Source organism: Agrobacterium sp. lyk4-40-TYG-31, assembly GCF_030209855.1.
Classification (GTDB): domain Bacteria; phylum Pseudomonadota; class Alphaproteobacteria; order Rhizobiales; family Rhizobiaceae; genus Agrobacterium; species Agrobacterium vaccinii.
The window spans coordinates 148023-170353 of record NZ_JARVRE010000003.1 but is presented as its reverse complement, the minus strand read 5'-3'; the positions used below and the strand labels follow the sequence as shown (position 1 = coordinate 170353).

Below are 22331 nucleotides of genomic sequence, written 5' to 3'. Positions count from 1 at the left end.
CCGTTTCTTATTTCATGCTGCGCAGCTGAAGGCGGGATACGCCAGCGGCGACGTTGAGGCCAGTACCGGCTTCAGCACTCAATGGCTGAAGGCCGAAATTCTTGGAGTTGCCGCCCACAAGAGCGTTTGCCCCGAGACCGATGCCAACCGAAGCGCCAGCGGAAGCGCCGACATAGGTGCCTGCGAGGCTACCTTCACCGACGGTCGTTGGCGCCGTATTGACCACGATCCAGCTGAGATACGACTTGCCGGTGATGCCAACGTCGATGCCGAGCTTGCCGATGGTGCCGGTGTAGCGTTCGACCTTGCCGGTGCGCTGCTTGAACTGGCAGGTCACAGCCTTGCTGGAGCCGATCAGCAGTCCGATGCCGCCTGCGACCTCACAGGACAGAGTTCCCAACCGTTCTTTCGGCTGAGTAGCGACCTGTTCTGGCGCGCGCTTTTTGCTGTGGTTTGCAGCAGAGGCGGCGGAAGTGAGCGCAAGGGTGCTGGCGATTGCGAGAATAAGCGTCTTTTTCATCTTGAATTCCTAACGTGTGTATTTCAACTCGATTGTCAGTTGCTCTCTCAAGAGCCTGACAAGGGGTCCATGATCACTTTGGTGCTTTAACCTGAATGCAGGAGTGCACCGGTCTCGATGTGAAGTCCGCGACAATATTCACCGCCGTCCTGACCGCCGCCTTGGAAGGTGCGCGGCCCGTGAGGATCACGCCGCAGTCTGAAAACTCGGCACTGATCCGGCAATCCTCAAGGCCAACGCCATAAGCGAGAAGGCACCTTAAAGTGGCATCGGTCGCACAGTGTGTGGGAGAAGCGACCGCAGGGGTGGATTGAAGCGAAAAGAACATCGTGGTTTTACCTTCGATGGGCTCTGGCCCGCGCTACCGCGAGCCCGAGCGCTGGGATCAAAGCTTATTTCAGGGCATCCCTGACGGCATCCTTGCCCTTGCCAACCGCGCTCTGGGTATTGCCCGCGACCTTGTCGGCCTTGCCTTCTGCTTCCAGCTTGCCGTTGCCTGTCAACTTGCCGGCGGCTTCCTTGATTGTGCCCTTGAGTTCCTTAGCGGCACCTTCGATCCGGTTCTTATCCATGATAAATCCTTTCGATACAAAGCGTTTGCTACGATGACGCCAGCGGATGCCAGTGTCATGTCATAGGAAATACGCCGTTTCGAGAAGCATTTGCAGATTGGGAAATACTAGTCAGCCTAGTAGGAAATAACCTTTTTCGCGCTTTTATGATTATTTCTTCGTTTTTGTGCGGCTTTTGGACTTGGCATCGTTGACGCCCGTGAAACCACGCTCTCGCGCCCAGATCACCGCCGCTGCTCGGCGATTGACACCGATTTTGCCATAGAGAGAAGCGATATGGTTTCGGATGGTGTTTTTGGACAGGTGCAATGTCTCGCCCATATCGGCATCGCTTTGGCCGTTGCAGATGAGCCCGAGGATTTCCCGTTCCCGGTCGCTTAATTCCATCAGTTGCGCGGTGGGTGCCGCAGTCGATGTCTGTTTCAGTGTGGCCAACCGGTCAACGATGGAGCGGCTGAACCAGGAGGTGTCGGCCATGACGCTTTCGATGGCCTCCACCAGCTGTGCCTCGCTGCGCTTGCGCTCCGTCACATCCTGCAGCGCCCAGATGACGCATAGCTCGTCGTTGATTTCCACACGCTCTGCGGAAACGAGGCAGTCGGCCATTCCCCCATCCTTCTGCTTCATCCGCATGGACTCGTTGCGGATGAACGTATTGTCACGCAGCTTTTGCTCCAGGGCACGGCGTGCCGGGATATCGTCCCACAAACGGAGGTCGCTCGCGGTCCTGCCGATGACTTCCGTCGATGCATATCCGGAAATCTGCAAAAACGCGTCGTTGGCTTCCGTGAAGACGAAGTCATCAAGGCGGGAAACGGCAGCGGGCGCAGGCGACAGCCGGAAGGATTTGGAGAAGCGTTCCTCACTCTGGCGCAGCGCATTTTGCGCTTTCCGGCGTGCATCGAGATCGGCAAATGTGAACAGCATGCAGGGCTCTTCCACGACCGAAATCGGTTCGCCCGCCACGATCACCAGCCGGTCTCCACCATCGGGCAGCGGAACCAGAGCTTCGCGGTGCCTGATAACCCGGCCATCCCCAAGCTTCAGCAAGGCATCCTCACCGGTGTCGCAGTTGGAAAACAGCCCCACGGCCTCGACGCTCTTTCCTATGATGTCCTCTTTCATGAAGCCGGTCATTTCCAGAAAGCCCTGATTGACGCGGATGAAGCGCTGGTCGTCTATCCGGCAAATCAGGCCCGGCGCCGGGTTGGCATTGAAGGAGCGCTCGAAGCGTTCTTCAGCCTCGAAACGGGGCGTCTCGTCCCGCAAAATAAGCGCCAGGACATCCGCCTTGTCGCTCGCATCCGAAATAATCATGCTGCGTACCGTGTGCACCCAGACGAGATCGAGATCATCGGCAGGCGATATCTCAACGGTGACATCGTCAATCGTCTCGCCCGCAAGCAGACGCTCTATCGGATATTGGCCTTCTTCGAGGGGATGGTTGTTGCGATAGCGGAGGGTGAAACCGCGCCGATATCCCTTTGCATCGCCACCCAGATCATCGACGCTGGATATACGATGCATGTCGAGGGCCGACTGGTTGGCCCAGGCAATGCTGCCGTTCTGCGCCACCAAAATGATGCCGTCGCTCAAGCCGCCGATCAGTTCTTGAAGACTACCGCGATTGATTTTCGGAGGCTGAGGCGCATCTGTCATGTCATTCTCTCTCATTCGATGACACGAACGTCGCATGCTTCCTTATGCTTTGAAAGAGGTCCTGATGTGGGCCAACACCTGAAAAGAGGAGGCACGGCGCCTATAGAACGTGCCCCCGGTGGTTACGCTATTGCGTCAGATCATGATCTCGCCGCCCGTCACCGGAACAACGGCGCCGGTCATGTAGCTGCCCAGATCGGAGGCGAGCAGGACATAGGCTCCTGCCAGCTCTGCCGGTTGTCCGGCACGCCCAATCAATGTGCCCTCGCCGAATTTCGCTGCCTTTTCTGCGGGCATGGTAGAGGGAATCAGCGGTGTCCAGATGGGGCCGGGCGCCACCGCATTCACGCGAATGCCCTTGTCGGCAACCATTTCTGCCAGACCCGCCGTGAAGTTGGAGATGGCACCCTTGGTGGACGCATATGCCAGCAAGGCGGGCGAAGGCTGTCTCGACTGGATCGATGTCGTGTTGATAATCGCGCTGCCGGGCTTCATCAACGGCACGGCAGCCTTGGACAGGAAAAACGGTGCGTAGATATTGGTGCGGAACGTCTCGTCCCACTCCTCTGCGCTGATGTCCTCGATCGCCGCATAGGTTCGCTGGAACGCAGCGTTGTTCACCAGAATATCGATGGCACCCAGCTTCTCAACGGTTTGGGACACGAGCGATTTGCAATGCGCCTCAGACTTGATGTCGCCGGGAACGAGAATTGCCTTGCGACCGGCTTCCTCGACCCACTTAGCCGTGTCCTGCGCATCCTCGTCTTCATTGAGATAGGAGATGAGAATGTTGGCGCCTTCGCGCGCAAAGGCGATGGCAACTGCCTTGCCGATGCCGGAGTCGGCACCGGTGATCAGCGCAACCTTGCCTTCCAGCCTGCCGTTTCCGCGATAGGATGTCTCCCCGTGGTCCGGTACCGGGCGCATCTGCGCGGTCTTACCCGGTGGCTCCTGCTGCTGTTCGGCGAAGGGTGGCATAGGGTGCTGTGTGTCGGACATGGTGGTTCCAATCGTGTTGAGGGCGGGGAATGGCTCCCCCCGCTAACAAGCGATCGTCCGATCAGTTCCCCTCGGCATCGAAGGTAAAGTGCCAGTGGGGCACCATGTCGTGCGCCTCAGACAGCCAGAAATCCGCCATCGACCGGCAGCACCGCGCCTGAAATCATCCGGCTGTCGTCGGACAGAAGAAGCGCAATGCTCTGGGCGACGTCCTCGGCTTCGGCAAAGCGATTGAGGGGATGGCGAACCATCATCGGCGCGCTTTTTTCAGCGTCACTCCACGCTTCGGCGGCAAGTTCTGTGAGCGTGATCGTAGGCGCGACGGCGTTGACGCGAATGCCGTGAGGGCCTAGCTCCTTGGCCAAAACACGGGTCGCTCCCTCAAGACCGGCCTTGGATGCCGCATAGCAGAGATGATCCTGAAATCCGCGATGACCGGCGATGGATGTGATGTTGACGATGGCGCCACCACCACCTGCGGCAATACGGGCGCGGGCAAATTCCAGGGAGGTAATCAGGGCTGCGCGGAGGTTAATGCCCATAACGGTTTCATAGCCGTCTTCCGTCATATCCAGCACGCTTTCAAGCACGTTCGTGCCAGCGCTGTTGATCAGAAAATCACAGGTGCCTGCCTCGCGCATCGCGGCGCGCGCATTGGCGGAATCCGAGAGGTCCACCCGGATCGAACGTCCACCGATTTCGGCTTTCAATGCATCGAGATCGGACTGGGTGCGGCTGAGCGCGATAACCTCAGCGCCGCGTTTCGCCATCAGAAGCGCGCAGGCGCGCCCGATGCCTTTGCCCGCACCGGTAATGATGACGGATTTTCCTGAGAACTGCATGATGACCTCGAAACTTTGGCACACCGGCCAGAAATGGAATGATGGTAGGTGACAGACGACGACTAGTGACGGGGCTGGTGCAAGACGTCGTCCATCGATTTGCGGATGTCACGGGCCGTGTTCTGCAAGGCGATAAAGGCGGCGTATCTTGTGTCGTGCAGCGCGCTCACCGCCCCATCAGGGTCGCAGCGCATCTCCACGCGCGACATGGTCGCCATGGCGCCTTGCAGGTTATCGTGCAGTTTCGCCGCAACGGCGCCCAGAATGGCAGAGCCGAGCAGAACCGGTTCTTCGCATTCCGTGACTTCGACGGGATAGCCCGTCGTATCTGCCAGCAACTGACGCGTCAGCGGATGCGCTCCGGCGCCACCACTGACGCTGATCGTTGAAATTGGCGCTCCGTGCTTGGCCTGCGTTTCGATGATCTGCCGCAGGCCGTAGCCAAGACTGCAAATCCCTGCGACATAGAGGGCGACGAGCGAGTCCGCTCCGCTCTCCATGCCCTGTCCCATGACGACTGCCCGGGCGTGCGGATCGGCAAATGGCGCGCGATTTCCGAGAAATTCCGGCACGACGTGAAGCTGGTCTGCGAGGCGAACGGCCTGTGCCGGTGTTCCGGCAAGTTCCAGTGCCCTGTTGGCCAGCCATTGCGGCAGGGATTTGCCGCTGCTGTCTGCAAGCTGGCTAACCTGTGCAGTGGATGGATGCAGTTGCACCAGCTGGTCTATGGCCGCACCGGCTGCCGATTGGCCGCCTTCGTTCAGCCATGCGCCCGGAACCATCGCCGAATAATATGGCCCCCAGACACCCGGCACGAAGACGGGCTTTTTCGTCGTGGTCATGGTGCAGGACGAGGTGCCGAAGACGTAACCGAGGCAGTTGCGCGCATCGCCCCCGGCGGCAACGGTGCCGACACCGCCTGCATGGGCATCGATGAGGCCTGCGGCAACGGCAATTCCCGCTGGCAGCCCCATGGCCTGTGCCGCCGCAGCGGTCAGACCGTTACCAAGCGAGGTTCCGGGCTCCACCACACTCTGGCCGATACGAGCAAAGCCCTGGTCGGCGAGGTCGCCAAGGCCGATCTGGCGGAAATAGTCGGCGTCCCATCGTGCTTCATGGGCAAGATAAGTCCATTTGCACGTCACCGTGCAGCTTGAGCGGTCCAGTGCGCCGCTTGCTTTCCATGTCAGGAAATCCGCCAGATCGAAGAAATGCTCGGCCTTCGCATAGGTTTCGGGCCTATTTTCCTTCAGCCAAAGTAATTTCGGGGTCTGCATTTCCGGTGAGATACGGCCACCGACATATTTCAGGACGTCGTGGTTTCCGGTATTGATGCGCTCGGCCTGTTCGACGGCGCGGTGGTCCATCCACACGATGATGTCCCGTTCGGGGTGGGCAGCGTCGCTCACCGCCAGCGTTTCATCGCCAGAACCGCGAACGACGAGGGAGCATGTCGCGTCAAAGCCGATGCCAGCGACCTCAGCGGGATCGATCTTCGCCTTTTCAACGCTTTCCTTCACCGCCTCGCATACTGCCTGCCAGACCTGCTCGCTCGACTGCTCGACGATGCCGCCGTCTTCGCGGTGAAGGGTTATCGCGCGTTTCGCAGTGGCCAAAAGCCCGCCCGACGTGTCGAAGACACCCGCCCGCGCAGAGCCGGTTCCTACGTCGACGCCGATCAGATATTTGGCCATTGCGATGATCTCCTGTTTGGCTGATTTAAACGCGGTCGAAGCTGGTCGGCAAGACCAGCATGTCGCGGATCGTGACCGTGCGCTTGCGGGTCAGCATATAGACGATGGCGTCAGCCACTTCGCTCGGGTCGATCAATGCGCCCGCTTCCTTGGCCTTGCGCAGGTTTTCCTCGGGCCAATCGGCCAGAAGTGCGGAGACGACCGGGCCAGGAGAAACCTGACCGACGCGCACGCCGTGCGGGATCATCTGGCGGCGCATGGTCTGCACGAAGCACGTCACGGCCCATTTCGAAGCGGCATAGACTGGCTCCCAGTAGGTCGGGTAATGGCCAGCAATGGAGCAGGTAACGATGATGTCGCCGGTTTTGCGTTCGCTCATATGCGGCACGACGGAGTGGACGTTCTTCATCACGGCGTTGACGTTGAGGTTCAGCATCTTGTCGATGGCCTCGGGCGTCGTTTCCGTCAGGTCGCCTCCGATATAGGTACCGGCGTTGCAGTAGAGAATGTCGATATGATCGACCTTTTGCAGGATTTCCGGCACCATTGCGTTGCAGCTGTCTGCATCCAAAAGGTTGGTGACCTGCGGTATCGCCTTGTCGCCCAGCTTTCCGGCAAGCTCGTTCAGAGCCTTCTCGTTCCAGTCCACCATGACGACGGTGGCACCCTGTTCCAGCAATGCTTCTGTCGTGGCGAGACCAATTCCTGAGGCCGCTCCGGTGATGACAGCGATTTTGCCTTGCAGTGATAAAGACATGATATTCTCCTGTTTCGAAAAGAGGTCGGGCCGGCTCAGCGCCATTCACGCCCGATATAGATGGCCAGCAGAATGATCGCGCCTTTGATCACATCCTGCAGATACGGATTGATGCCCATGAGGTTGAGGCCGTTGTTGAGGATGCCAAGCAGGATCGCTCCGATCAGCGTGCCCAGAATGAGGCCTCTGCCACCGGCGATGGCGGTGCCGCCGAGGACCACGGCGGCGATGGCATCCAGTTCGAAGCCGACACCGGCATTGGGCTGGCCACTCATCAACCGGCCAATCAGGATCACAGCCGCCAAGGCCGAGGTGAAACCGGCGATGCCGTAGACGGCAAGCTTCACCCGCTGCGTCTTGACACCGGAAAGGCGTGCCGCCGTCTCGTTTCCGCCGAGGGCATAGACGTGGCGCCCGAAGGCTGTGCGCTGAAGAAGAACCCAGGCAAGCGCGTAGGTGACGATCGTGATAATGACGGGGACCGGCACGAAGCCTAAGCGACCAACGCCGAACCAGGAAATCCAGCTCGGAATGCCGCTGATCGGGTAGCCGCCCGAATAGATAAGCCCGAGACCGCGCGCCATGCCCATGGTTGCCAGCGTGACGATGATGGCGGGCATCTTGCCCCAGGCCACCAGGGCGCCGTTCAACAGCCCGATGCCTATGCCGATGAAGAGGCCTATCCCAAGTGCGGCCACTGCGGGAATGCCCATCTTCACCATCATGCCCGCGCACAACGTGCCGACCAGTGCCATGACCGCGCCAACCGAAAGATCGATACCGCCCGTCAGGATCACGAAGGTCATGCCGACGGCCAGAATGCCGACGATGGACACCTGACGCAGCACATTCATGATGTTGTTCAAGGTGAAGAAATTGTCGCTCGCAAGGCCCATGATGATGGACACGACGATGAGGCCCACCAGCGGCAATGCCAGCGGTGTTTGCAGCAACCGGCCAAGGTTCAGGCCGTTGGATCTCGTTGCTGTGTCCGTGTTTGCATCAGGCAACATGTTCAACTCTCCCGGTGGTCGCGTGGGTCATTATTGTTTCGGAATTCACAAGGTCGCCTTCGACGGTCGCAACGATACCGCCGGAGCGGAAGACGCAGACCCGGTCGGACATGCCGATGACCTCGGGCAGTTCGGATGAAATCATGATGATCGAGTAGCCCTGCTCGGTGAACTGGCGCATCAAGGCGTAGATTTCCGCCTTGGCACCGACGTCGATGCCACGGGTGGGCTCATCGAATATCAGCACGCGCATATCGTGGTTCAGCCAACGGGCAATCACCACTTTCTGTTGGTTGCCGCCCGACAGCGTGTCGACACGGGCATGCGGTCCCGGCGCTTTCACGCGCACCTGATCCATCGCTTTCTGCGTGTGGGCAAGCTCTTTCTTGAGATCGATGAACCAGTGGTTCTTGCGATATTTGCGGTAATTGTTGAGAGACACGTTCTGCAAAATCGAGAAACTGGTGATCAGACCTTCGTCCTTGCGGCTTTCCGGCAGCAAACCAACGCCATTGATCAGTCCGTCATCCGGCCCGGAAAAACGTTTCTCGACGCCGTCCATTCTCACCTTGCGTCGGGCGGCTGGATGCGCGCCCAGCATGGCCAGAACGGTCTCCGTGCGGCCAGACCCGACCAGTCCGGCAAAGCCCAGTATCTCGCCTTTTCTAAGGGAGAAGCGTGAGATCGGTCCGCTCTTCTTGAGTTGCAGTTCATCCACCTCGATGACGAGCGGTGCGGCGCTATCAGGGGTTTTCTTGGGTGGAAAATTGTTTTCGATCCGGCGTCCGACCATCATCTCGACGAGCCGATCATTATCGACTTCGGAGACAAGGCAGGATGCGATGAACTCACCGTCCCGCAGAACGGTGATGCGGTCGCAAATCTCGAAGATTTCTTCCAGATGGTGCGAAATGAAGATGATCGCCACACCTTGCTTGCGCAACTGCCGCATGACGTTGAACAGATGCTCCGTCTCTGACGGGGTCAACGTCGCGGTCGGTTCATCCAGAACCAGAATACGGGCATTCAGCGACAGGGCCTTGGCAATTTCCACAAACTGCTGTTCGGCAACCGACAGCCGGTGAACCGGGACATCAAGCGGCACGTCGATGGCCAGCTGGCGCATGATCTCTGCGGCACGAAGGCGCATGGTCTTCCTGTTCAGTAGCCCGAAAGATCCGCGTATCTCTCTGGCCAGAAACATGTTCTCGACGGCATCGAGGTAGGGTATCAGGCTGAATTCTTGGAAAACGATGCCGATACCGGCGGCGATGGCCTCATCGTAATTGGCAAAGCGATGTTCTTTTCCATCGATCAGGATTTCCCCATCCGTCGGCTTGATGATGCCGCACAGGATTTTCATCAGGGTCGACTTGCCTGCACCATTTTCCCCCAGGAGCGCGTGAACCTCTCCCGGGCGCGCTTGCAGATCGACGCCTTGCAGGACTTCGATCTGGCCAAAGCTCTTTCTGATCTTTTTCAGCTCAAGCATCTTGCCCTCCTTTTAAGGTTGGAAAGGTCCCACACCCACATTGCTGTGGGCGCGGGCTTGGGAGGTGTGGATTACCAGCTAAAGTCAGCGGCGTTCTTGCTGTCGACGACACGCACGTCGATCGGAACTTCCTTCGGCACGACAACGGCGCCCCACTTCTGGGCAAGGGCCATCGCAAGACCGACGCGAACCTGATCGCGCGGGAACTGCGCTGTCGTTTCGATGAAGTTGGTGCCGTCGGCAATCGCCTTCACCGCTTCCGGTGCACCATCGACGGACGTCAGCTTGATGTCGCGGCCCGAACCCTGAATGGCAGCGAGTGCTCCCATCGCACCGCCGTCATTGACAGAGAAGATGCCCGCTAGGTTGGGGTGCGACTGGATCATGTTTTCAACGACACCCAGCGCCACGGAGCGGTCCTGACGACCATTCTGCGTGTCGACGAGTTTGATCTCGGAGAATTCACCGAGGGCAGCCTTGCAACCTTCGACACGTTGCAGGATCGGAACGACAGGAATGCCGTCGAGAATGGCGACTTCACCCTTGCCGCCCAGCGCATCGCCCAGGTGTTTGCAGGACTGGTAACCGGCATCCCGGTTCTTGGAGCCGACGAACGTATCGACCGGGCCATTGGCATTGGCGTCGATGGCAACGACGATGACGCCAGCCGCTTTCGCTGCATGTACGGCAGCTTCGATACCGGCGGAGTCGGTCGGGTTCAGAAGCAGAATATCGATCTTCTGCTGCAACATGTCCTCGACGTCGGAAACCTGCTTTGCGACGTCATGCGCAGCATCGGTCACGATCACTTCTGCACCGATGGAGGCTGCGGCTTCTTTCAAAGCTTCCTGCATGGACACGAAGTAGGGATTGTTCAGTTCCTGAAACGTCATGCCGATCTTGAGCTTTTCCTGCGCAAGTGCTGGCGTGACGAACAGAGCGAGTGCGGCGGTGGCCGAAAGAAGCATCTTTTTCATCTAGGTTCCTCCCTTATGGATGAATGCAGGCAATACCTGCTCGTTTCCGGACAGCATCTCGCCGCCCGAATGGGGTTGATTTCGTCTGGTAGGCTCGATCAGTCCGCCATCATGAACGCCTTCTGCGCCGTGAATTTCGAGCGGAACTGGGATGGAGACATTCCCTTAAGCTTAAGGAAATGCCGGTTGAAATTGGACAGGTTCGAAAAGCCGACGTCGTAGCAAACTTCTGCGACATTGACCTCCAGATCGGCCAGCAGCATCTTGCAGGCAAGGTCGATGCGCAGCTGGTTGCGGTAACGAACAAGCGTCGTGCCCGTGTGTCGTTTGAATGCACGTGAGAACGCGCTCGGGCTCTGACCCACCATCGCAGCCAGTTCGCTCTCTTCGACCTGATCGGTCAGGTTCTCACGCAGATGAGACAGGGCGCGATTGATGCCGCTATCCTCGGTGCCACTCAGGTCGAGTTGGAAGCTGAGGCTGGCCAGCACCTCGTAATCGGCATCCACGAGAAGGGCGAGAATGTCCCAGAACAGTGCCAGTCTCTTAAGACCCTGCGCTTCGAGTAGTTTTTCGATGAGCGGTCGCACCGCCATACTCGTCGCGTCATCGAAGAGCAGCCCGCGACGGCTGCGGTCCAGCAGGGGACGCACGGCATCCATTTCCGGCATGGACGCGCTGGCATCCTCGATGAAGGCTTCGGGAAACTGGATGACGAGCGAGCGGGCCGGAACGATCTCACCGACCTCGATATCGCTGATCCAGTTCTGCGGGAGGTTCGGTCCCGTCATGATCAACTGACCGGGGCTGAACGTACCGACAAAGTCGCCGAGGTAAAATGTGCCAGAGGTCGCGACGACGAGATGAATTTCATATTCGGGATGATAATGCCAGCGGACCGTACGGAAAGGGTAGCCATGCGTCCACGCTGCGAACGATTCGCCCTTGCGGATATGGACCAGTTCCAGATCGGGTTGCATGAATATCCTCTCCCTGACGCGACAGCCATTTGATGGCTCGCAATTGGCTCCTCCCAACTGCCTGCGCGTCGGAGGAAGCATCGGGACTTCAGCAGTTGCATTCCACATCACGGCGGAGAAATTGCTGATACTTTTTTGACCATACCACTGATGGAAAGGTGTCAGTGCCACTTTGTTTCATCAGCAAGCGGGCGTTGGAGGCACGAGATTTATCCTGCAATGCAGCAAAACAATGCAAATTCTGCTGCATTGCATTGAGATCGGCTGTAACTGACACAAACGTGCTGAGCCATATCTGGCGTTCAGTATTATACTTTTCCGGCGCTTCGATGCGGTTTTGGTATCGGTCACATTGTGTTGATTGTCATCGTCAAGGAGTATTGGAAAACACCAGCTCCATGCGATCTGCAAGAAAACGGGTCACGATGCTCTGGATCGGATTGAGCTCGACATCAGTGTCGATTGCCTTGCTGACCAGAACGATGCTGTCGGGTGCGCAATTCAGCAGTTCCGTATCGCGAGAGGACACCCGTTCCGCCGTCAGCCGCGTTTCTTTACGGCGATAATCTTCCAGACCCTCGCGTTGCAATGCCCTAGTGATGGACCCGGTGTCGGCATAGGCCGTGATGATGCCGGGAAAGCGGGTGGCGGAAAACAGCGAGACGGAGCGTGAGACGGGGACGCCATCAGCCACTGCCAGATGTTCCAGCCTGTGCAGGGGCGAGCCCGTTGCGCAGGACAAAAGCTTTGCTTGCGACGTGTCGGCGGCCACGATTTCCGCGTGAATGAGACGCCCGGATGGTTCGAGAGACTGGCGGGCGATGTTTTCGGAAAACCGTGCACGCGCGCCGATGGGGTACACAATCCGTGTCTGAACCGCATTGACGAAAGTGCCGCGACCACGCTCCGCGCGCAGTAACCCATCAGCGGAGAGCACTGAGATCGCGCGTCTTACCGTGTGTCTGTTGACTCCGAATTCCACTGCCAACTCGGTTTCTGGGGGCAAGCGATCAGTGATCGCGCCCTCTGCGATGGCGCTTCGGATACCATCTGCCACTCGCCGCCACAGGGAAATCCCGTCCTCATGTGCATTCATTTTTTGCCCTGTCGTCCCATTGTCATTCTAGCGTCACTTATTCCGGTGTATAAGTCAGATAAGAACGGTTGTCTATACAAGTAGACAAATAACGAAGCGAAGACGATATGACGACTTACACATTCGACAGGAAGCAGGCGCTGGACATTCTGAGTGGCGCTCCAGCAGAGTTTCTGACGCAGCATTACTCCACGATCAGTCAGAGCGCGGCCCCCGCCACACCCGTTCGCGGCCCGGAGATCGGCACCGTCATGGTCCGGGGAAGGGTGGGTGGCGGCGGTGGCGCCTTCAATCTCGGCGAAGCCAGCGTTACCCGCGCAACGGTGAAACTGGACACAGGGGAGGTCGGGCACTCCGTCGTTCTGGGGCGCGACAAGCAAAAAGCCAGCATCGTCGCGCATCTTGATGCCCTGCGCCAGCAACCGGACTGGGCTGCCCGCATCGATGCCGACATCGTCGGTCCCGCACTCGTTTTGAAGGAGGCTGAAAGACGCCGCCTCGCCGAGGAAACGGAAGCAACGAAGGTCGACTTCTTTACCGTTGCGAGAGGAGAAGATTGATGAGCGCAGTCAATTTCGACGGTGGCTTTGCCGATCCGGTCTTTGCATCGCAGGATGTTTTCCATGCGATCATGCACGCTTTCTCGACGCCCGGCACCGTGGCGAATCTGGGTGAGCGGGCAAGCGGCCCAGCTCCCCTTTGCGCCGCCGCCTCGTCCATCCTTCTGACGCTGTGCGATTACGACACGCCGGTGTGTTTCGAAGCTGCTGAAGACATGCGCCCGGCTGCGACATGGCTGACCTTTCACAGCGGCGCGCCGATCTGCGAAAAGCCGGAGACGGCCACTTTCCTCGTGCTTTCCGAAACGACCGAGACTGCGCAATGGCAAGCCTTCGCACGTGGCACATCGGAATATCCCGATCGTTCTGCCACGCTCATCTTGACGGTTGCATCGCTCACCGGTGGGGCCCCGCTTGAGCTGACCGGACCGGGTATCGAGACAACCTGCACTGTGTGCCCCACAGGTCTGCCGGACGGATTTGCCGCTGCAATGCAGGCCAATACCGCGACCTATCCGCTCGGCTTCGATGTCATTCTCGTCTGTGCCAGCGAGGCGATTGCCTTGCCACGCACGACCCGTATCAGGGAGATGTAACCCATGTATGTTGCGGTAAAAGGTGGCGAAGCGGCTATCGACAAGGCACACAAGCTGTTGGCAGACCGGCGGCGTGGAGATCGCGATGTTCCTGCGCTGACATTGGACCAGATTGCCGGTCAATTGTCGCTCGCTGTCGACAGGGTCATGGCGGAAGGGTCGCTTTACGATCCGCAACTGGCGGCGATGTGCGTGCGCCAGTCTCGCGGCGACCTCATCGAAGCGATATTCCTGCTGCGCGCCTACAGAACGACATTGCCGCGTTTTGGATATTCGAGACCGGTTGCCACCGACGTGATGCAGGTGGAGCGGCGTGTTTCGGCCACCTATAAGGATATTCCCGGCGGCCAGTTGCTGGGTCCGACATTCGATTATACCCACAGGCTGATCGACCCCGACATGGCCGGTGATGCGCCTGTGGAGCCACCCGCCCGACGCCCGATTGATGGCAACAGTGTCTTCCCGAGAGTGACCGATATTCTCGATGACGAGGGCCTGATCGAGCCTGACTGCCCCTCGGACAAGGAACCCGGTGATCTGACGCGAGACCCGACGGCGTTTCCTGTCGAGCGGGATCGCAGATTGCAGGCGCTGGCGCGCGGCGATGAGGGATTTCTGCTGTCGCTGGCCTATTCCACCCAGCGTGGTTATGGCCGAACCCACCCCTTCGTTGGCGAAGTCCGCATCGGCATGGTGGAGCTGGAAATCGATATCCCGGAACTTGGTTTTGCCGTCTCGGTCGGCTCCATCAGGGTCACCGAATGCCAGATGGTGTCGCAGTTTAAGGGCCAGGGCGAGGACGGTCCACGGTTTACGCGCGGCTACGGACTGGTGTTCGGGCAGTCCGAACGAAAGGCGATGGCGATGAGCCTTGTCGACCGTGCACTGCGCGCCGATGAATTTCAAGAGCAGCGCAATGCGCCCGCGCAGGACGAGGAATTCGTGCTCGCACACTGCGACAACGTCGAGGCGACCGGCTTCGTCGAGCACCTGAAACTACCGCATTATGTGGACTTCCAGGCCGAACTCGGTCTGCTGCGCATGCTTCGCCGTGAAAACGAAGACGCCATGCAAAACAAGGAGGCTGCGGAATGAACCTGCCAGCTTACAATTTTGCCTATCTGGACGAACAGACCAAGCGCATGATCCGCCGTGCCATTCTCAAGGCGATCTGCATTCCCGGTTATCAGGTGCCTTTCGCCTCGCGTGAAATGCCGATGCCCTATGGCTGGGGCACCGGGGGTGTGCAGGTCACTGCCGCCATTCTGGGGCCAGACGATGTGCTGAAGGTTATCGATCAGGGCGCCGACGACACCACCAATGCCGTGTCCATTCGCGCCTTCTTCGCAAAGACGGCGGGTGTTGCCACCACGACGAAGACGACGGAAGCGACGGTCATCCAAACCCGTCACCGCATTCCCGAAACACCGCTGAAGGCCGGGCAGACTATTGTCTATCAGGTCCCTATTCCAGAGCCGCTGCGGTTTCTGGAGCCGCGGGAAACGGAAACGCGGGTGATGCACGGGCTGGAGGAATATGGCCTCATTCACGTGAAGCTGTATGAAGACATCGCCCAGCACGGGCATATCGCCACCACCTATGCTTATCCGGTCAAGGTCGAGGGTCGCTATGTCATGGACCCATCGCCCATTCCCAAATTCGATAATCCCAAGATGAACAACTCTCCCGCGCTGCAACTCTTCGGTGCCGGTCGCGAAAAGCGCATTTATGCCCTGCCGCCGTTCACCGAAGTCGTCAGTCTGGACTTCGAGGATCATCCTTTCGCTGTTCAGAGGTTCACCTCGTCCTGCGCGCTCTGCAATGCCAAGGGCGTCTATCTGGACGAAGTCGTGACGGATGATCGCGGCGGGCGGATGTTTGTCTGCTCCGATACTGACCATTGTGAAACGCGCCAGATGGACGGCCATCGCGGTCCAGGCGTGCCCCAGGTGGCTTCGGGAGATCATCCATGACAGACCCGATCCTTTCCATCCGCGATCTCGAGCGGCGTTACGGCAATTTCATTGGCTGCACGGACATTTCCTTCGATGTCTGGCCGGGCGAAGTCGTTGCGATCGTCGGCGAATCCGGCTCCGGTAAAACCACGTTGCTGAACTGCATTTCGGCCAGATTGGAACGCTCCTCCGGCAGCATCCGGTACCGCATGCGTGACGGGCGCTTTCCCGATCTGCAAGACCTGTCCGAGGCCGAACGTCGTTTTCTGGCACGGACCGATTGGGGCTTTGTCCATCAGAACCCAGCCGATGGCCTGCGGATGCGGGTGTCAGCAGGCGCCAATGTCGGTGAACGGCTGATGGCAGTGGGTGAGCGCCACTACGGCGATATTCGCCGCACCGCCACCGAGTGGCTGTCACGCGTCGAAATCGCCGCAGACCGCATCGACGACCAGCCGGTGGCGTTTTCCGGCGGCATGCGTCAGCGCCTGCAGATCGCCCGCAATCTGGTCACCCATCCCCGGCTGATTTTCATGGACGAACCGACGGGCGGTCTGGATGTTTCCGTTCAGGCCCGCGTGCTGGATCTTCTGCGCGGTCTCGTCAACGACCTCGGACTTTCGGTCGTTATCGTCACCCACGATCTGGCGGTCGCCCGGCTGCTGTCGCAACGCATGATCGTCATGAAGAGCGGTCGCATCGTGGAGCAGGGACTGACGGACCGGGTTCTGGACGATCCGCAACATGCCTACACCCAGCTTCTTGTCGCATCGATCCCGGAGAGCTGACATGACATCTCATCACGCAACCGCAACACAGGTGCAAGACGTCGTTCTGTCTGTTGGCAACGTCGCCAAATCCTTCACCATGCACCTGCGCGATGGCATCTTGCTGCCTGTCGTGCGCAATGTGAATTTCGAGCTTCAGCGCGGCGAATGTGTCGTGCTTGGCGGCCCCTCGGGGGTCGGTAAATCGTCTATCTTGCGGATGGTCTACGGAAATTATGCCATCGACCAGGGCCACATTCTGGTTCGCGAACGGTCCACCGGCACGATGCAGGATTTGGGTAGCGGCGATCCCCGGCTGGTGCTGGAACTGCGCCGCACCAGCATTGGTTATGTCAGCCAGTTTCTGCGGGCCGTCCCGCGTGTATCCGCTCTGGAAATCGTCGCTGAACCGCTGACGGCGCGGGGTGTTACGCGGGAAGAGGCGATTGAACGGGCCAGGGCGCTGCTTTCCCGTCTCAATCTGCCGCAGACCTTGTTCGGTCTGCCACCGGCTACTTTTTCTGGCGGCGAGAAGCAGCGCGTCAACATCGCTCGTGGCTTCATTACCGATCATCCAATCCTTCTGCTGGACGAGCCGACAGCATCTCTCGACGCAGAGAACCGCGATGTGGTCGTTTCCATGATCCAGGAAAAACTCGCGGGCGGCACGGCAATTCTTGGCATTTTCCACGATCTGCCGGTGCGGGATGCGGTGGCGACACGCATTCTCGATGTCTCGGACTTTTCAGCACGAAGGGCGGCAGCATGACCAAACTGTCTTTGGCGCCACTCATCGATCCAACTGCGCAGGTCAAGGACTGCGTGCTGGGCCGCTACACGGAAATCGCTGCGGGCTGCCATATCTCTGAGACAGAGATGGGCGATTATTCCTACATCGAGCGCGGCGGGCAGGTGTGGTGCACGACCATCGGCAAGTTTGCGAATATCGCGGCCAGCGTGCGCATCAACGCCACCAACCACCCCATGGACCGCGCCAGCATGCACCACTTCACCTACCGCGCCGGTGACTATTGGGAAGGTGTTGAAGATGAGGCCGAATTTTTCGCGGCCCGTCGCGCCCGCCGTGTCGTGATCGGGCACGATGTCTGGATCGGCCACGGTGCAACGCTGCTGCCGGGTGTGCAGGTTGGCAACGGCGCTGTCATCGGTGCCGGTGCCGTGGTCTCTCGTGATGTCGCGCCCTACACGGTTGTCGGTGGTGTGCCTGCGCGCCTCATTCGGCAACGTTTTGAAGGCTCCATCGGTGAGCGCATGGATAGGCTTGCCTGGTGGGATTGGTCGCATGACGCGCTGTTTGAAGCACTTCACGACTTCCGCGCACTCTCTGCCGCAGATTTTCTCGGTCGCTACGGCGGCTGACATAAAAACTTCATGCAACTGTCACCGTACGATCATCGAAAGCCGTCCAATGTCCTTCGAAATGACCGGCACAAGGAGCAAGCAATGACTGCGATCACCGTGTCAAATCTGTCGAAAAAATACGGCAATACACGCGCACTCGACAATGTGAGCATGACGCTCGAGCGCGGCGAGATGGTGGCGCTGATCGGCGCATCAGGCTCCGGCAAGAGCACGCTGATCCGCCACATTGCGGGCCTTGAGACCGGCGACGGGCAGAACGGACGGGTCGAAATTCTTGATACCGTCTCGCAAAAAGGCGGTCGCCTCACCGGTTACGTAAAGCGCGGGGCGGTCTCCGTGCTGTTCCAGCAGTTCAACCTCGTCGGTCGTCTGTCTGTTTTGACCAATGTCCTGATCGGGCTTCTCGGTCGTGTGCCCCGCTGGCGTGGAACGCTTGGTCTGTTCAATGCAGGCGAAAAGGCTGCAGCGCGGGCTGCCCTTGCGCGTGTCGGCATTCCGCAGGTCGCGGTGCAGCGCTCCTCCACGCTATCGGGTGGCCAGCAGCAGCGCGCTGCCATTGCCCGCACGCTGGTTCAGGGCGCTGAAATACTGATCGCGGACGAGCCCATTTCTGCGCTCGACCCATCGTCTGCGCGCCGGGTGATGGATGTGCTGGCCGATATCAATGCGCAGGACAGGATCACTGTTCTCGTCTCGCTGCATCAGGTCGAATACGCCCGTCGCTACTGCAAGCGCACCATTGCGATGCGCAACGGTGCCATCGTCTTCGATGGCCCTTCGACATCGCTCTCCAACGCATTCCTCGCCGAGCTCTATGGCTCTGCATCGGAAGAACTGGTCCTGCCGGATGCCCCGGCGGAGCAATCTGGTCCCGTGGTGACCACGGGACTGCCCAACCGTCAGCCGGTCCTCACGACCGCCTGACTTCCCCTTTGATATCGGAGACTTCCATGAACGCGATACTGAAAAGCATGGCGGCGATGTCTGTCGCCTTGACGATGACGACTGCCGCACTGGCACAGGACACACTGAACTTCGGCATCATTTCCACAGAGTCCCAGCAGAACCTGAAGACCAACTGGGAACCGCTTTTGGCCGACATGACGAAAAAGACAGGTCTGGATGTGAAGGCGTTCTTCGCGTCCGATTATGCCGGCATCATCGAAGGCATGCGCTTCAACAAGGTGCAGCTTGCCTGGTACGGCAACAAATCAGCCATGGAAGCCGTCGATCGTGCCGATGGCGAAGTCTTCGTGCAGAGCGTGCCTGTTGCTGGCGAGCCGGGCTACTGGTCCGTCATCATCGTCCCCAAGGACTCGCCGATCCAGACCGTCGATGACGTTCTGAAGTGCGACAAGTCGATCAACTTCGGCCTCGGTGATCCGAATTCCACATCCGGCTATCTCGTGCCGATGACATTCGTGTTCGGTGCCCGTGGTATCGATCCGAAGACCTGCTTCAAGAACGTTACCAACGCCAACCATGAGACCAATGCCATGGGCGTGGCGAACAAGCAGCTCGATGCTGCCGCCAACAACACCGAGAACATGGCGCTGATCAAGCAGAACAAGCCCGATGCCTTCGCCAACATCCGTGAAGTCTGGCGTTCGCCGCTCATTCCGTCCGACCCTATCGTCTGGCGAAAGGATTTGCCGGATGCGACGAAAGAGAAGCTGCGCGAATTCTTCCTGACCTACGGCACAGACAAGTCCACGGGTGATATCGCAGCAGAAAAGAAAATCCTTGCCGGTCTGAAATGGGCACCGTTCCGTGCATCGACCGACAAGCAGCTTCTGCCGATCCGGGTCATGGAACTGTCGAAGTCCATCGCGCAGGCGCAGGCGGATACCAAGCTGTCCGCTGAAGAAAAGACCGCCAAGATCAAGGATTTGACCGAGCAGAAGAGCAAGTTCGAAGCCGAACTCGCAACCGCTTCCAAGACCTGATCCTCACCTGCAATCTCTCTGGGGGTGGGCCCTGTCGGCCCACCTGCTTCAGCACGGAACGATGACCATGAGCGACACATCTCTGCACCATAAGGCGATCCCGCCCGCCGCTTTCAAACGGCCCGGCGGTTTGCGCAACGGCCTGCTTCTGCTCGCCCTTCTGCGCTTGCCGTCAGTTGGGGACCTGCGGAGATGGAACGCTGGACCTATCTGTTCAGCGACAGTGGCAACATGGCCACCTACGCCAAGGATTTCCTGAAGCCCGATTTCACCACGTGGCAATATTATCTCGAAGAGATGGTCGTCACGGTGCAGATCGCGGTCTGGGGCACCTTTCTCTCTGTTCTTCTGTCGATCCCGTTCGGCATTTTGTCGGCGCATAACATGGCGCCATGGTGGGTCAATCAGCCGGTGCGTCGACTGATGGACATGTTTCGCGCCATCCATGAAGTCGTCTTTGCGGTGCTGTTCGTCGTTGCCGTTGGGCTAGGCCCTTTTGCGGGTGTGATGGCGCTGTTCATCCACACCACGGGCATTCTGGCCAAGTTGTTTTCCGAAGCCGTGGAAGCTATCGATCCGCGTCCCGTCGAGGCCATCAAAACCACCGGCGCATCGCGCATACAGCAGGTCGTGTTCGGCGTCATACCGCAGGTCCTGCCGCTGTGGATTTCATTCTCGCTCTACCGGTTGGAATCGAACGTTCGCTCGGCCACGGTGCTTGGATTGATCGGCGCTGGCGGTATCGGTCAGGTTCTGTTCGAAACGATCCGCGGCTTTTATTACCCGCAGGCGTCGGCCATCATCATCATCATCGTTCTCACGGTTACAGTTATGGACCTTATTTCCCAGCAATTGCGCCGGATCGTGATCTGACGCGCGACGCTTAAATTTCTCCCAAGTTTTCACGCGCGCCAGCGCACCAGCCCGAATGAAATCGCCATGCAAAAAGAACTCGTTTTCACCAATTGCGCCATCGTAACAGCTGATGAGATCATCCACGGCACATTGCTTGTCCGTGACGGCAAGATTGTCGATATCTCACGGGGACACTCGCCATCCGGCGCTGATCTCGACGGCGATTATGTCATTCCCGGCTGTGTCGAGTTGCACACGGACCATTTGGAAACGCATGTGCAGCCGCGCCCGAAAGTGCGCTGGAACCTCGATGCCGCTCTTCAGGCGCATGACGGACAGATTGCCACCGCAGGCATCACCACCGTTTTCGATGCTCTTCGCGTCGGCATGGATGGCGATACCGAACTCGGCTCCGATGACATGTCGGCGATGGCGCAGACCATTTCTGCGGCAACGGAGGCAAACAGATTGAGGGCCGAACATTTCATCCACCTGCGTTGTGAAGTTTCCATGCCCGATGCCGTGGAGCATTTCGACCAGATGAAGGGCAATGACCGTGTACGCTTGGCATCGCTGATGGACCACGCGCCCGGCCAGCGTCAGTTTGTCAGCCTTGAGGCATATCGCATCTATTATCAGGGCAAGAAGAAGCTGTCCGACGCGGATTTTGCCGCTTTTAGCGAAAGACGCATAGCGCAATCGGATGCCTATTCGGCAAAGCATCGCCGGGAGATCGCGCAGCGCTGCCACGACGCCAACATATCCATCGCATCCCATGACGATGCCACGGCAGAGCATGTTGCGGAAGGCCTGGAACTTGGAATTTCGCTGGCTGAGTTCCCAACGACCGTATCGGCAGCCCAGCTCTCGCGCGATGCCGGATTGCAGGTGCTGATGGGTGCGCCGAATGTGGTGCGTGGGGGTTCTCATTCCGGCAATGTTTCGGCGCTCGAACTGCTGGAAAAGGGTGCGCTGGATATCCTGTCATCCGACTACGTGCCGTTCAGCCTCGTTCAGGCAGCGTTTCTGTTGTGGGAGAAGCAAATCATCGATCTGCCCCACGCGATCAGGCTGATCTCCGCCAACCCTGCGGATGCTGCTAAGCTTTCCGACCGGGGCCGCATCGAAGTGGGGCGGCGGGCGGATATCGTCAGAGTGCGGGCAACGGCGGGATTGCCGCCCTTTATCGCGGGCGTCTGGCGCGAGGGTATGCGCGTGGCGTGAGGCTACAGTCGTGCTCTCGTTGAGCGTGACGTGGACAGAAGCAGACTGGTTTCGCTGCCGGTGATGCCCGGAACCAGCCGGATGCGGCGCAGGATGGAATCGAAATCGCTCAGCGTCGCGGCGCTGAGTTCGACGATTAGGTCCCATCGACCGTTGGTGGAATGGACCTCCGATATCTCGGGAAAGCCGCCCAGTGTCCTGATGACCCTGTCGGTCACATGGCCCTCGATCTCGATCATCATGATCCCCCGCACCGCTTCCTCGACCGCGTCGGCGCGCAGGATCACCGTATAGCCGATGATAGTGCCGGTGGCCTCCAGCCGCTCGATGCGCGCACGCACGGTAGCGCGAGAGGTCTCTGTTTCCAGCGCAAGGTCGGAAATGCTTCGCCGCCCATTGTGGCGCAGCAGCGTCACCAGCTTTTTGTCAAGATTATCCATATCG

At 59.0% G+C, this 22331-nt stretch carries 24 protein-coding genes; 11 read left to right on the top strand and 13 right to left on the bottom strand.

All coding sequences use genetic code 11. The features are described from left to right. Window positions 1–7 precede the first annotated feature (7 nt). The 12 genes from QRN55_RS03925 to phnF all read right to left on the bottom strand — a co-directional run bounded on the left by QRN55_RS03925 (window position 8) and on the right by phnF (window position 12601). On the bottom strand, window positions 8–520 hold the full coding sequence (locus tag QRN55_RS03925; protein WP_112498125.1) for a DUF992 domain-containing protein: 513 nt from the start codon (window positions 518–520) through the stop codon (window positions 8–10). 392 nt (window positions 521–912) lie between these two features. After that, window positions 913–1092: a CsbD family protein gene (locus QRN55_RS03920; RefSeq protein ID WP_112498126.1), complete on the bottom strand. Its 180-nt coding sequence runs from the start codon at window positions 1090–1092 to the stop codon at window positions 913–915. Between the two features lie 150 nt (window positions 1093–1242). Further along, window positions 1243–2751 (bottom strand): helix-turn-helix transcriptional regulator, encoded by a 1509-nt coding sequence (locus tag QRN55_RS03915; RefSeq protein WP_284775003.1) that lies wholly within the window; start codon window positions 2749–2751, stop codon window positions 1243–1245. A gap of 135 nt (window positions 2752–2886) precedes the next feature. Beyond that, window positions 2887–3750, bottom strand: coding sequence for an SDR family oxidoreductase (locus QRN55_RS03910; protein ID WP_233124280.1), 864 nt, complete (start codon window positions 3748–3750; stop codon window positions 2887–2889). Between the two features lie 116 nt (window positions 3751–3866). Beyond that, window positions 3867–4592 (bottom strand): SDR family oxidoreductase, encoded by a 726-nt coding sequence (locus QRN55_RS03905; RefSeq protein ID WP_284775001.1) that lies wholly within the window; start codon window positions 4590–4592, stop codon window positions 3867–3869. Window positions 4593–4654: 62 nt separating this feature from the next. Beyond that, window positions 4655–6286, bottom strand: coding sequence for an FGGY-family carbohydrate kinase (locus tag QRN55_RS03900; RefSeq protein WP_284774998.1), 1632 nt, complete (start codon window positions 6284–6286; stop codon window positions 4655–4657). A gap of 25 nt (window positions 6287–6311) precedes the next feature. Next, on the bottom strand, window positions 6312–7043 hold the full coding sequence (locus tag QRN55_RS03895) for an SDR family oxidoreductase (RefSeq protein ID WP_233124275.1): 732 nt from the start codon (window positions 7041–7043) through the stop codon (window positions 6312–6314). Between the two features lie 35 nt (window positions 7044–7078). After that, a complete protein-coding gene (locus QRN55_RS03890; RefSeq protein WP_284774997.1) occupies window positions 7079–8056 on the bottom strand; it encodes an ABC transporter permease in 978 nt (325 codons plus the stop codon). Continuing rightward, the gene (locus QRN55_RS03885) at window positions 8046–9548 is read right to left on the bottom strand and encodes a sugar ABC transporter ATP-binding protein (RefSeq protein WP_284774995.1); all 1503 of its coding nucleotides are present in this window, start codon (window positions 9546–9548) and stop codon (window positions 8046–8048) included. Before QRN55_RS03885 ends, QRN55_RS03890 begins: the two co-directional genes overlap by 11 nt. A gap of 71 nt (window positions 9549–9619) precedes the next feature. Further along, entirely contained in the window at window positions 9620–10525 is a 906-nt protein-coding gene (locus tag QRN55_RS03880; protein WP_284774993.1) for an ABC transporter substrate-binding protein, read from the bottom strand. Between the two features lie 98 nt (window positions 10526–10623). After that, window positions 10624–11505 carry an AraC family transcriptional regulator gene (locus QRN55_RS03875; RefSeq protein ID WP_284774992.1) on the bottom strand — a complete coding sequence of 294 codons (882 nt, stop codon included), beginning with the start codon at window positions 11503–11505 and terminating at the stop codon, window positions 10624–10626. Between the two features lie 370 nt (window positions 11506–11875). Further along, on the bottom strand, window positions 11876–12601 hold the full coding sequence (gene phnF / locus QRN55_RS03870) for a phosphonate metabolism transcriptional regulator PhnF (RefSeq protein WP_284774988.1): 726 nt from the start codon (window positions 12599–12601) through the stop codon (window positions 11876–11878). A gap of 107 nt (window positions 12602–12708) precedes the next feature. Here phnF and phnG point away from each other — a divergent pair, with 107 nt between their 5' ends. The 11 genes from phnG to QRN55_RS03815 all read left to right on the top strand — a co-directional run bounded on the left by phnG (window position 12709) and on the right by QRN55_RS03815 (window position 21887). Beyond that, complete coding sequence (gene phnG / locus QRN55_RS03865) at window positions 12709–13161, top strand: phosphonate C-P lyase system protein PhnG (RefSeq protein WP_284774985.1); 453 nt, start codon at window positions 12709–12711, stop codon at window positions 13159–13161. Continuing rightward, on the top strand, window positions 13161–13757 hold the full coding sequence (gene phnH, locus QRN55_RS03860; protein WP_284774983.1) for a phosphonate C-P lyase system protein PhnH: 597 nt from the start codon (window positions 13161–13163) through the stop codon (window positions 13755–13757). The genes phnG and phnH overlap by 1 nt, the downstream gene beginning before the upstream one ends. 3 nt (window positions 13758–13760) lie before the next feature. Then, window positions 13761–14852, top strand: a complete 1092-nt coding sequence (locus QRN55_RS03855) for a carbon-phosphorus lyase complex subunit (RefSeq protein WP_284774981.1) — start codon at window positions 13761–13763, stop codon at window positions 14850–14852. Then, window positions 14849–15730 (top strand): alpha-D-ribose 1-methylphosphonate 5-phosphate C-P-lyase PhnJ, encoded by an 882-nt coding sequence (locus tag QRN55_RS03850; protein ID WP_284774979.1) that lies wholly within the window; start codon window positions 14849–14851, stop codon window positions 15728–15730. The genes QRN55_RS03855 and QRN55_RS03850 overlap by 4 nt, the downstream gene beginning before the upstream one ends. Beyond that, window positions 15727–16500 carry a phosphonate C-P lyase system protein PhnK gene (phnK, locus tag QRN55_RS03845; protein ID WP_284774976.1) on the top strand — a complete coding sequence of 258 codons (774 nt, stop codon included), beginning with the start codon at window positions 15727–15729 and terminating at the stop codon, window positions 16498–16500. The genes QRN55_RS03850 and phnK overlap by 4 nt, the downstream gene beginning before the upstream one ends. A gap of 1 nt (window position 16501) precedes the next feature. Continuing rightward, window positions 16502–17248 (top strand): phosphonate C-P lyase system protein PhnL, encoded by a 747-nt coding sequence (gene phnL, locus QRN55_RS03840; RefSeq protein WP_277880519.1) that lies wholly within the window; start codon window positions 16502–16504, stop codon window positions 17246–17248. Then, window positions 17245–17859, top strand: coding sequence for a DapH/DapD/GlmU-related protein (locus tag QRN55_RS03835; RefSeq protein ID WP_284774970.1), 615 nt, complete (start codon window positions 17245–17247; stop codon window positions 17857–17859). Before phnL ends, QRN55_RS03835 begins: the two co-directional genes overlap by 4 nt. Window positions 17860–17943: 84 nt before the next feature. Then, entirely contained in the window at window positions 17944–18786 is an 843-nt protein-coding gene (phnC, locus tag QRN55_RS03830; RefSeq protein WP_111841783.1) for a phosphonate ABC transporter ATP-binding protein, read from the top strand. Between the two features lie 26 nt (window positions 18787–18812). Continuing rightward, entirely contained in the window at window positions 18813–19808 is a 996-nt protein-coding gene (gene phnD, locus QRN55_RS03825) for a phosphonate ABC transporter substrate-binding protein (protein ID WP_233124253.1), read from the top strand. Between the two features lie 192 nt (window positions 19809–20000). Further along, a complete protein-coding gene (phnE, locus tag QRN55_RS03820; RefSeq protein ID WP_284774965.1) occupies window positions 20001–20681 on the top strand; it encodes a phosphonate ABC transporter, permease protein PhnE in 681 nt (226 codons plus the stop codon). A 66-nt stretch (window positions 20682–20747) separates the two neighbouring features. Next, window positions 20748–21887, top strand: a complete 1140-nt coding sequence (locus QRN55_RS03815) for an alpha-D-ribose 1-methylphosphonate 5-triphosphate diphosphatase (protein ID WP_284774963.1) — start codon at window positions 20748–20750, stop codon at window positions 21885–21887. 2 nt (window positions 21888–21889) lie between these two features. On the opposite strand, the gene QRN55_RS03810 is transcribed toward QRN55_RS03815, so the two are convergent. Next, window positions 21890–22327, bottom strand: coding sequence for an Lrp/AsnC family transcriptional regulator (locus QRN55_RS03810; protein ID WP_284774962.1), 438 nt, complete (start codon window positions 22325–22327; stop codon window positions 21890–21892). Window positions 22328–22331 lie beyond the last annotated feature (4 nt).

Bases quoted from the DNA above. Each gene is read 5' to 3' on its own strand.
- QRN55_RS03900 (WP_284774998.1), bottom strand. From the start codon at position 6,286: ATGGCCAAATATCTGATCGGCGTCGACGTAGGAACCGGCTCTGCGCGG.
- phnC (WP_111841783.1), top strand. From the start codon at position 17,944: ATGACTGCGATCACCGTGTCAAATCTGTCGAAAAAATACGGCAATACA.
- phnK (WP_284774976.1), top strand. From the start codon at position 15,727: ATGACAGACCCGATCCTTTCCATCCGCGATCTCGAGCGGCGTTACGGC.
- QRN55_RS03910 (WP_233124280.1), bottom strand. From the start codon at position 3,750: ATGTCCGACACACAGCACCCTATGCCACCCTTCGCCGAACAGCAGCAG.
- phnD (WP_233124253.1), top strand. From the start codon at position 18,813: ATGAACGCGATACTGAAAAGCATGGCGGCGATGTCTGTCGCCTTGACG.
- phnF (WP_284774988.1), bottom strand. From the start codon at position 12,601: ATGAATGCACATGAGGACGGGATTTCCCTGTGGCGGCGAGTGGCAGAT.
- QRN55_RS03810 (WP_284774962.1), bottom strand. From the start codon at position 22,327: ATGGATAATCTTGACAAAAAGCTGGTGACGCTGCTGCGCCACAATGGG.
- QRN55_RS03885 (WP_284774995.1), bottom strand. From the start codon at position 9,548: ATGCTTGAGCTGAAAAAGATCAGAAAGAGCTTTGGCCAGATCGAAGTC.
- QRN55_RS03915 (WP_284775003.1), bottom strand. From the start codon at position 2,751: ATGACAGATGCGCCTCAGCCTCCGAAAATCAATCGCGGTAGTCTTCAA.
- phnE (WP_284774965.1), top strand. From the start codon at position 20,001: ATGGAACGCTGGACCTATCTGTTCAGCGACAGTGGCAACATGGCCACC.
- QRN55_RS03875 (WP_284774992.1), bottom strand. From the start codon at position 11,505: ATGCAACCCGATCTGGAACTGGTCCATATCCGCAAGGGCGAATCGTTC.
- QRN55_RS03850 (WP_284774979.1), top strand. From the start codon at position 14,849: ATGAACCTGCCAGCTTACAATTTTGCCTATCTGGACGAACAGACCAAG.
- QRN55_RS03815 (WP_284774963.1), top strand. From the start codon at position 20,748: ATGCAAAAAGAACTCGTTTTCACCAATTGCGCCATCGTAACAGCTGAT.
- QRN55_RS03925 (WP_112498125.1), bottom strand. From the start codon at position 520: ATGAAAAAGACGCTTATTCTCGCAATCGCCAGCACCCTTGCGCTCACT.
- QRN55_RS03835 (WP_284774970.1), top strand. From the start codon at position 17,245: ATGACCAAACTGTCTTTGGCGCCACTCATCGATCCAACTGCGCAGGTC.
- phnH (WP_284774983.1), top strand. From the start codon at position 13,161: ATGAGCGCAGTCAATTTCGACGGTGGCTTTGCCGATCCGGTCTTTGCA.
- QRN55_RS03920 (WP_112498126.1), bottom strand. From the start codon at position 1,092: ATGGATAAGAACCGGATCGAAGGTGCCGCTAAGGAACTCAAGGGCACA.
- QRN55_RS03905 (WP_284775001.1), bottom strand. From the start codon at position 4,592: ATGCAGTTCTCAGGAAAATCCGTCATCATTACCGGTGCGGGCAAAGGC.
- QRN55_RS03880 (WP_284774993.1), bottom strand. From the start codon at position 10,525: ATGAAAAAGATGCTTCTTTCGGCCACCGCCGCACTCGCTCTGTTCGTC.
- phnL (WP_277880519.1), top strand. From the start codon at position 16,502: ATGACATCTCATCACGCAACCGCAACACAGGTGCAAGACGTCGTTCTG.
- QRN55_RS03890 (WP_284774997.1), bottom strand. From the start codon at position 8,056: ATGTTGCCTGATGCAAACACGGACACAGCAACGAGATCCAACGGCCTG.
- QRN55_RS03895 (WP_233124275.1), bottom strand. From the start codon at position 7,043: ATGTCTTTATCACTGCAAGGCAAAATCGCTGTCATCACCGGAGCGGCC.
- QRN55_RS03855 (WP_284774981.1), top strand. From the start codon at position 13,761: ATGTATGTTGCGGTAAAAGGTGGCGAAGCGGCTATCGACAAGGCACAC.
- phnG (WP_284774985.1), top strand. From the start codon at position 12,709: ATGACGACTTACACATTCGACAGGAAGCAGGCGCTGGACATTCTGAGT.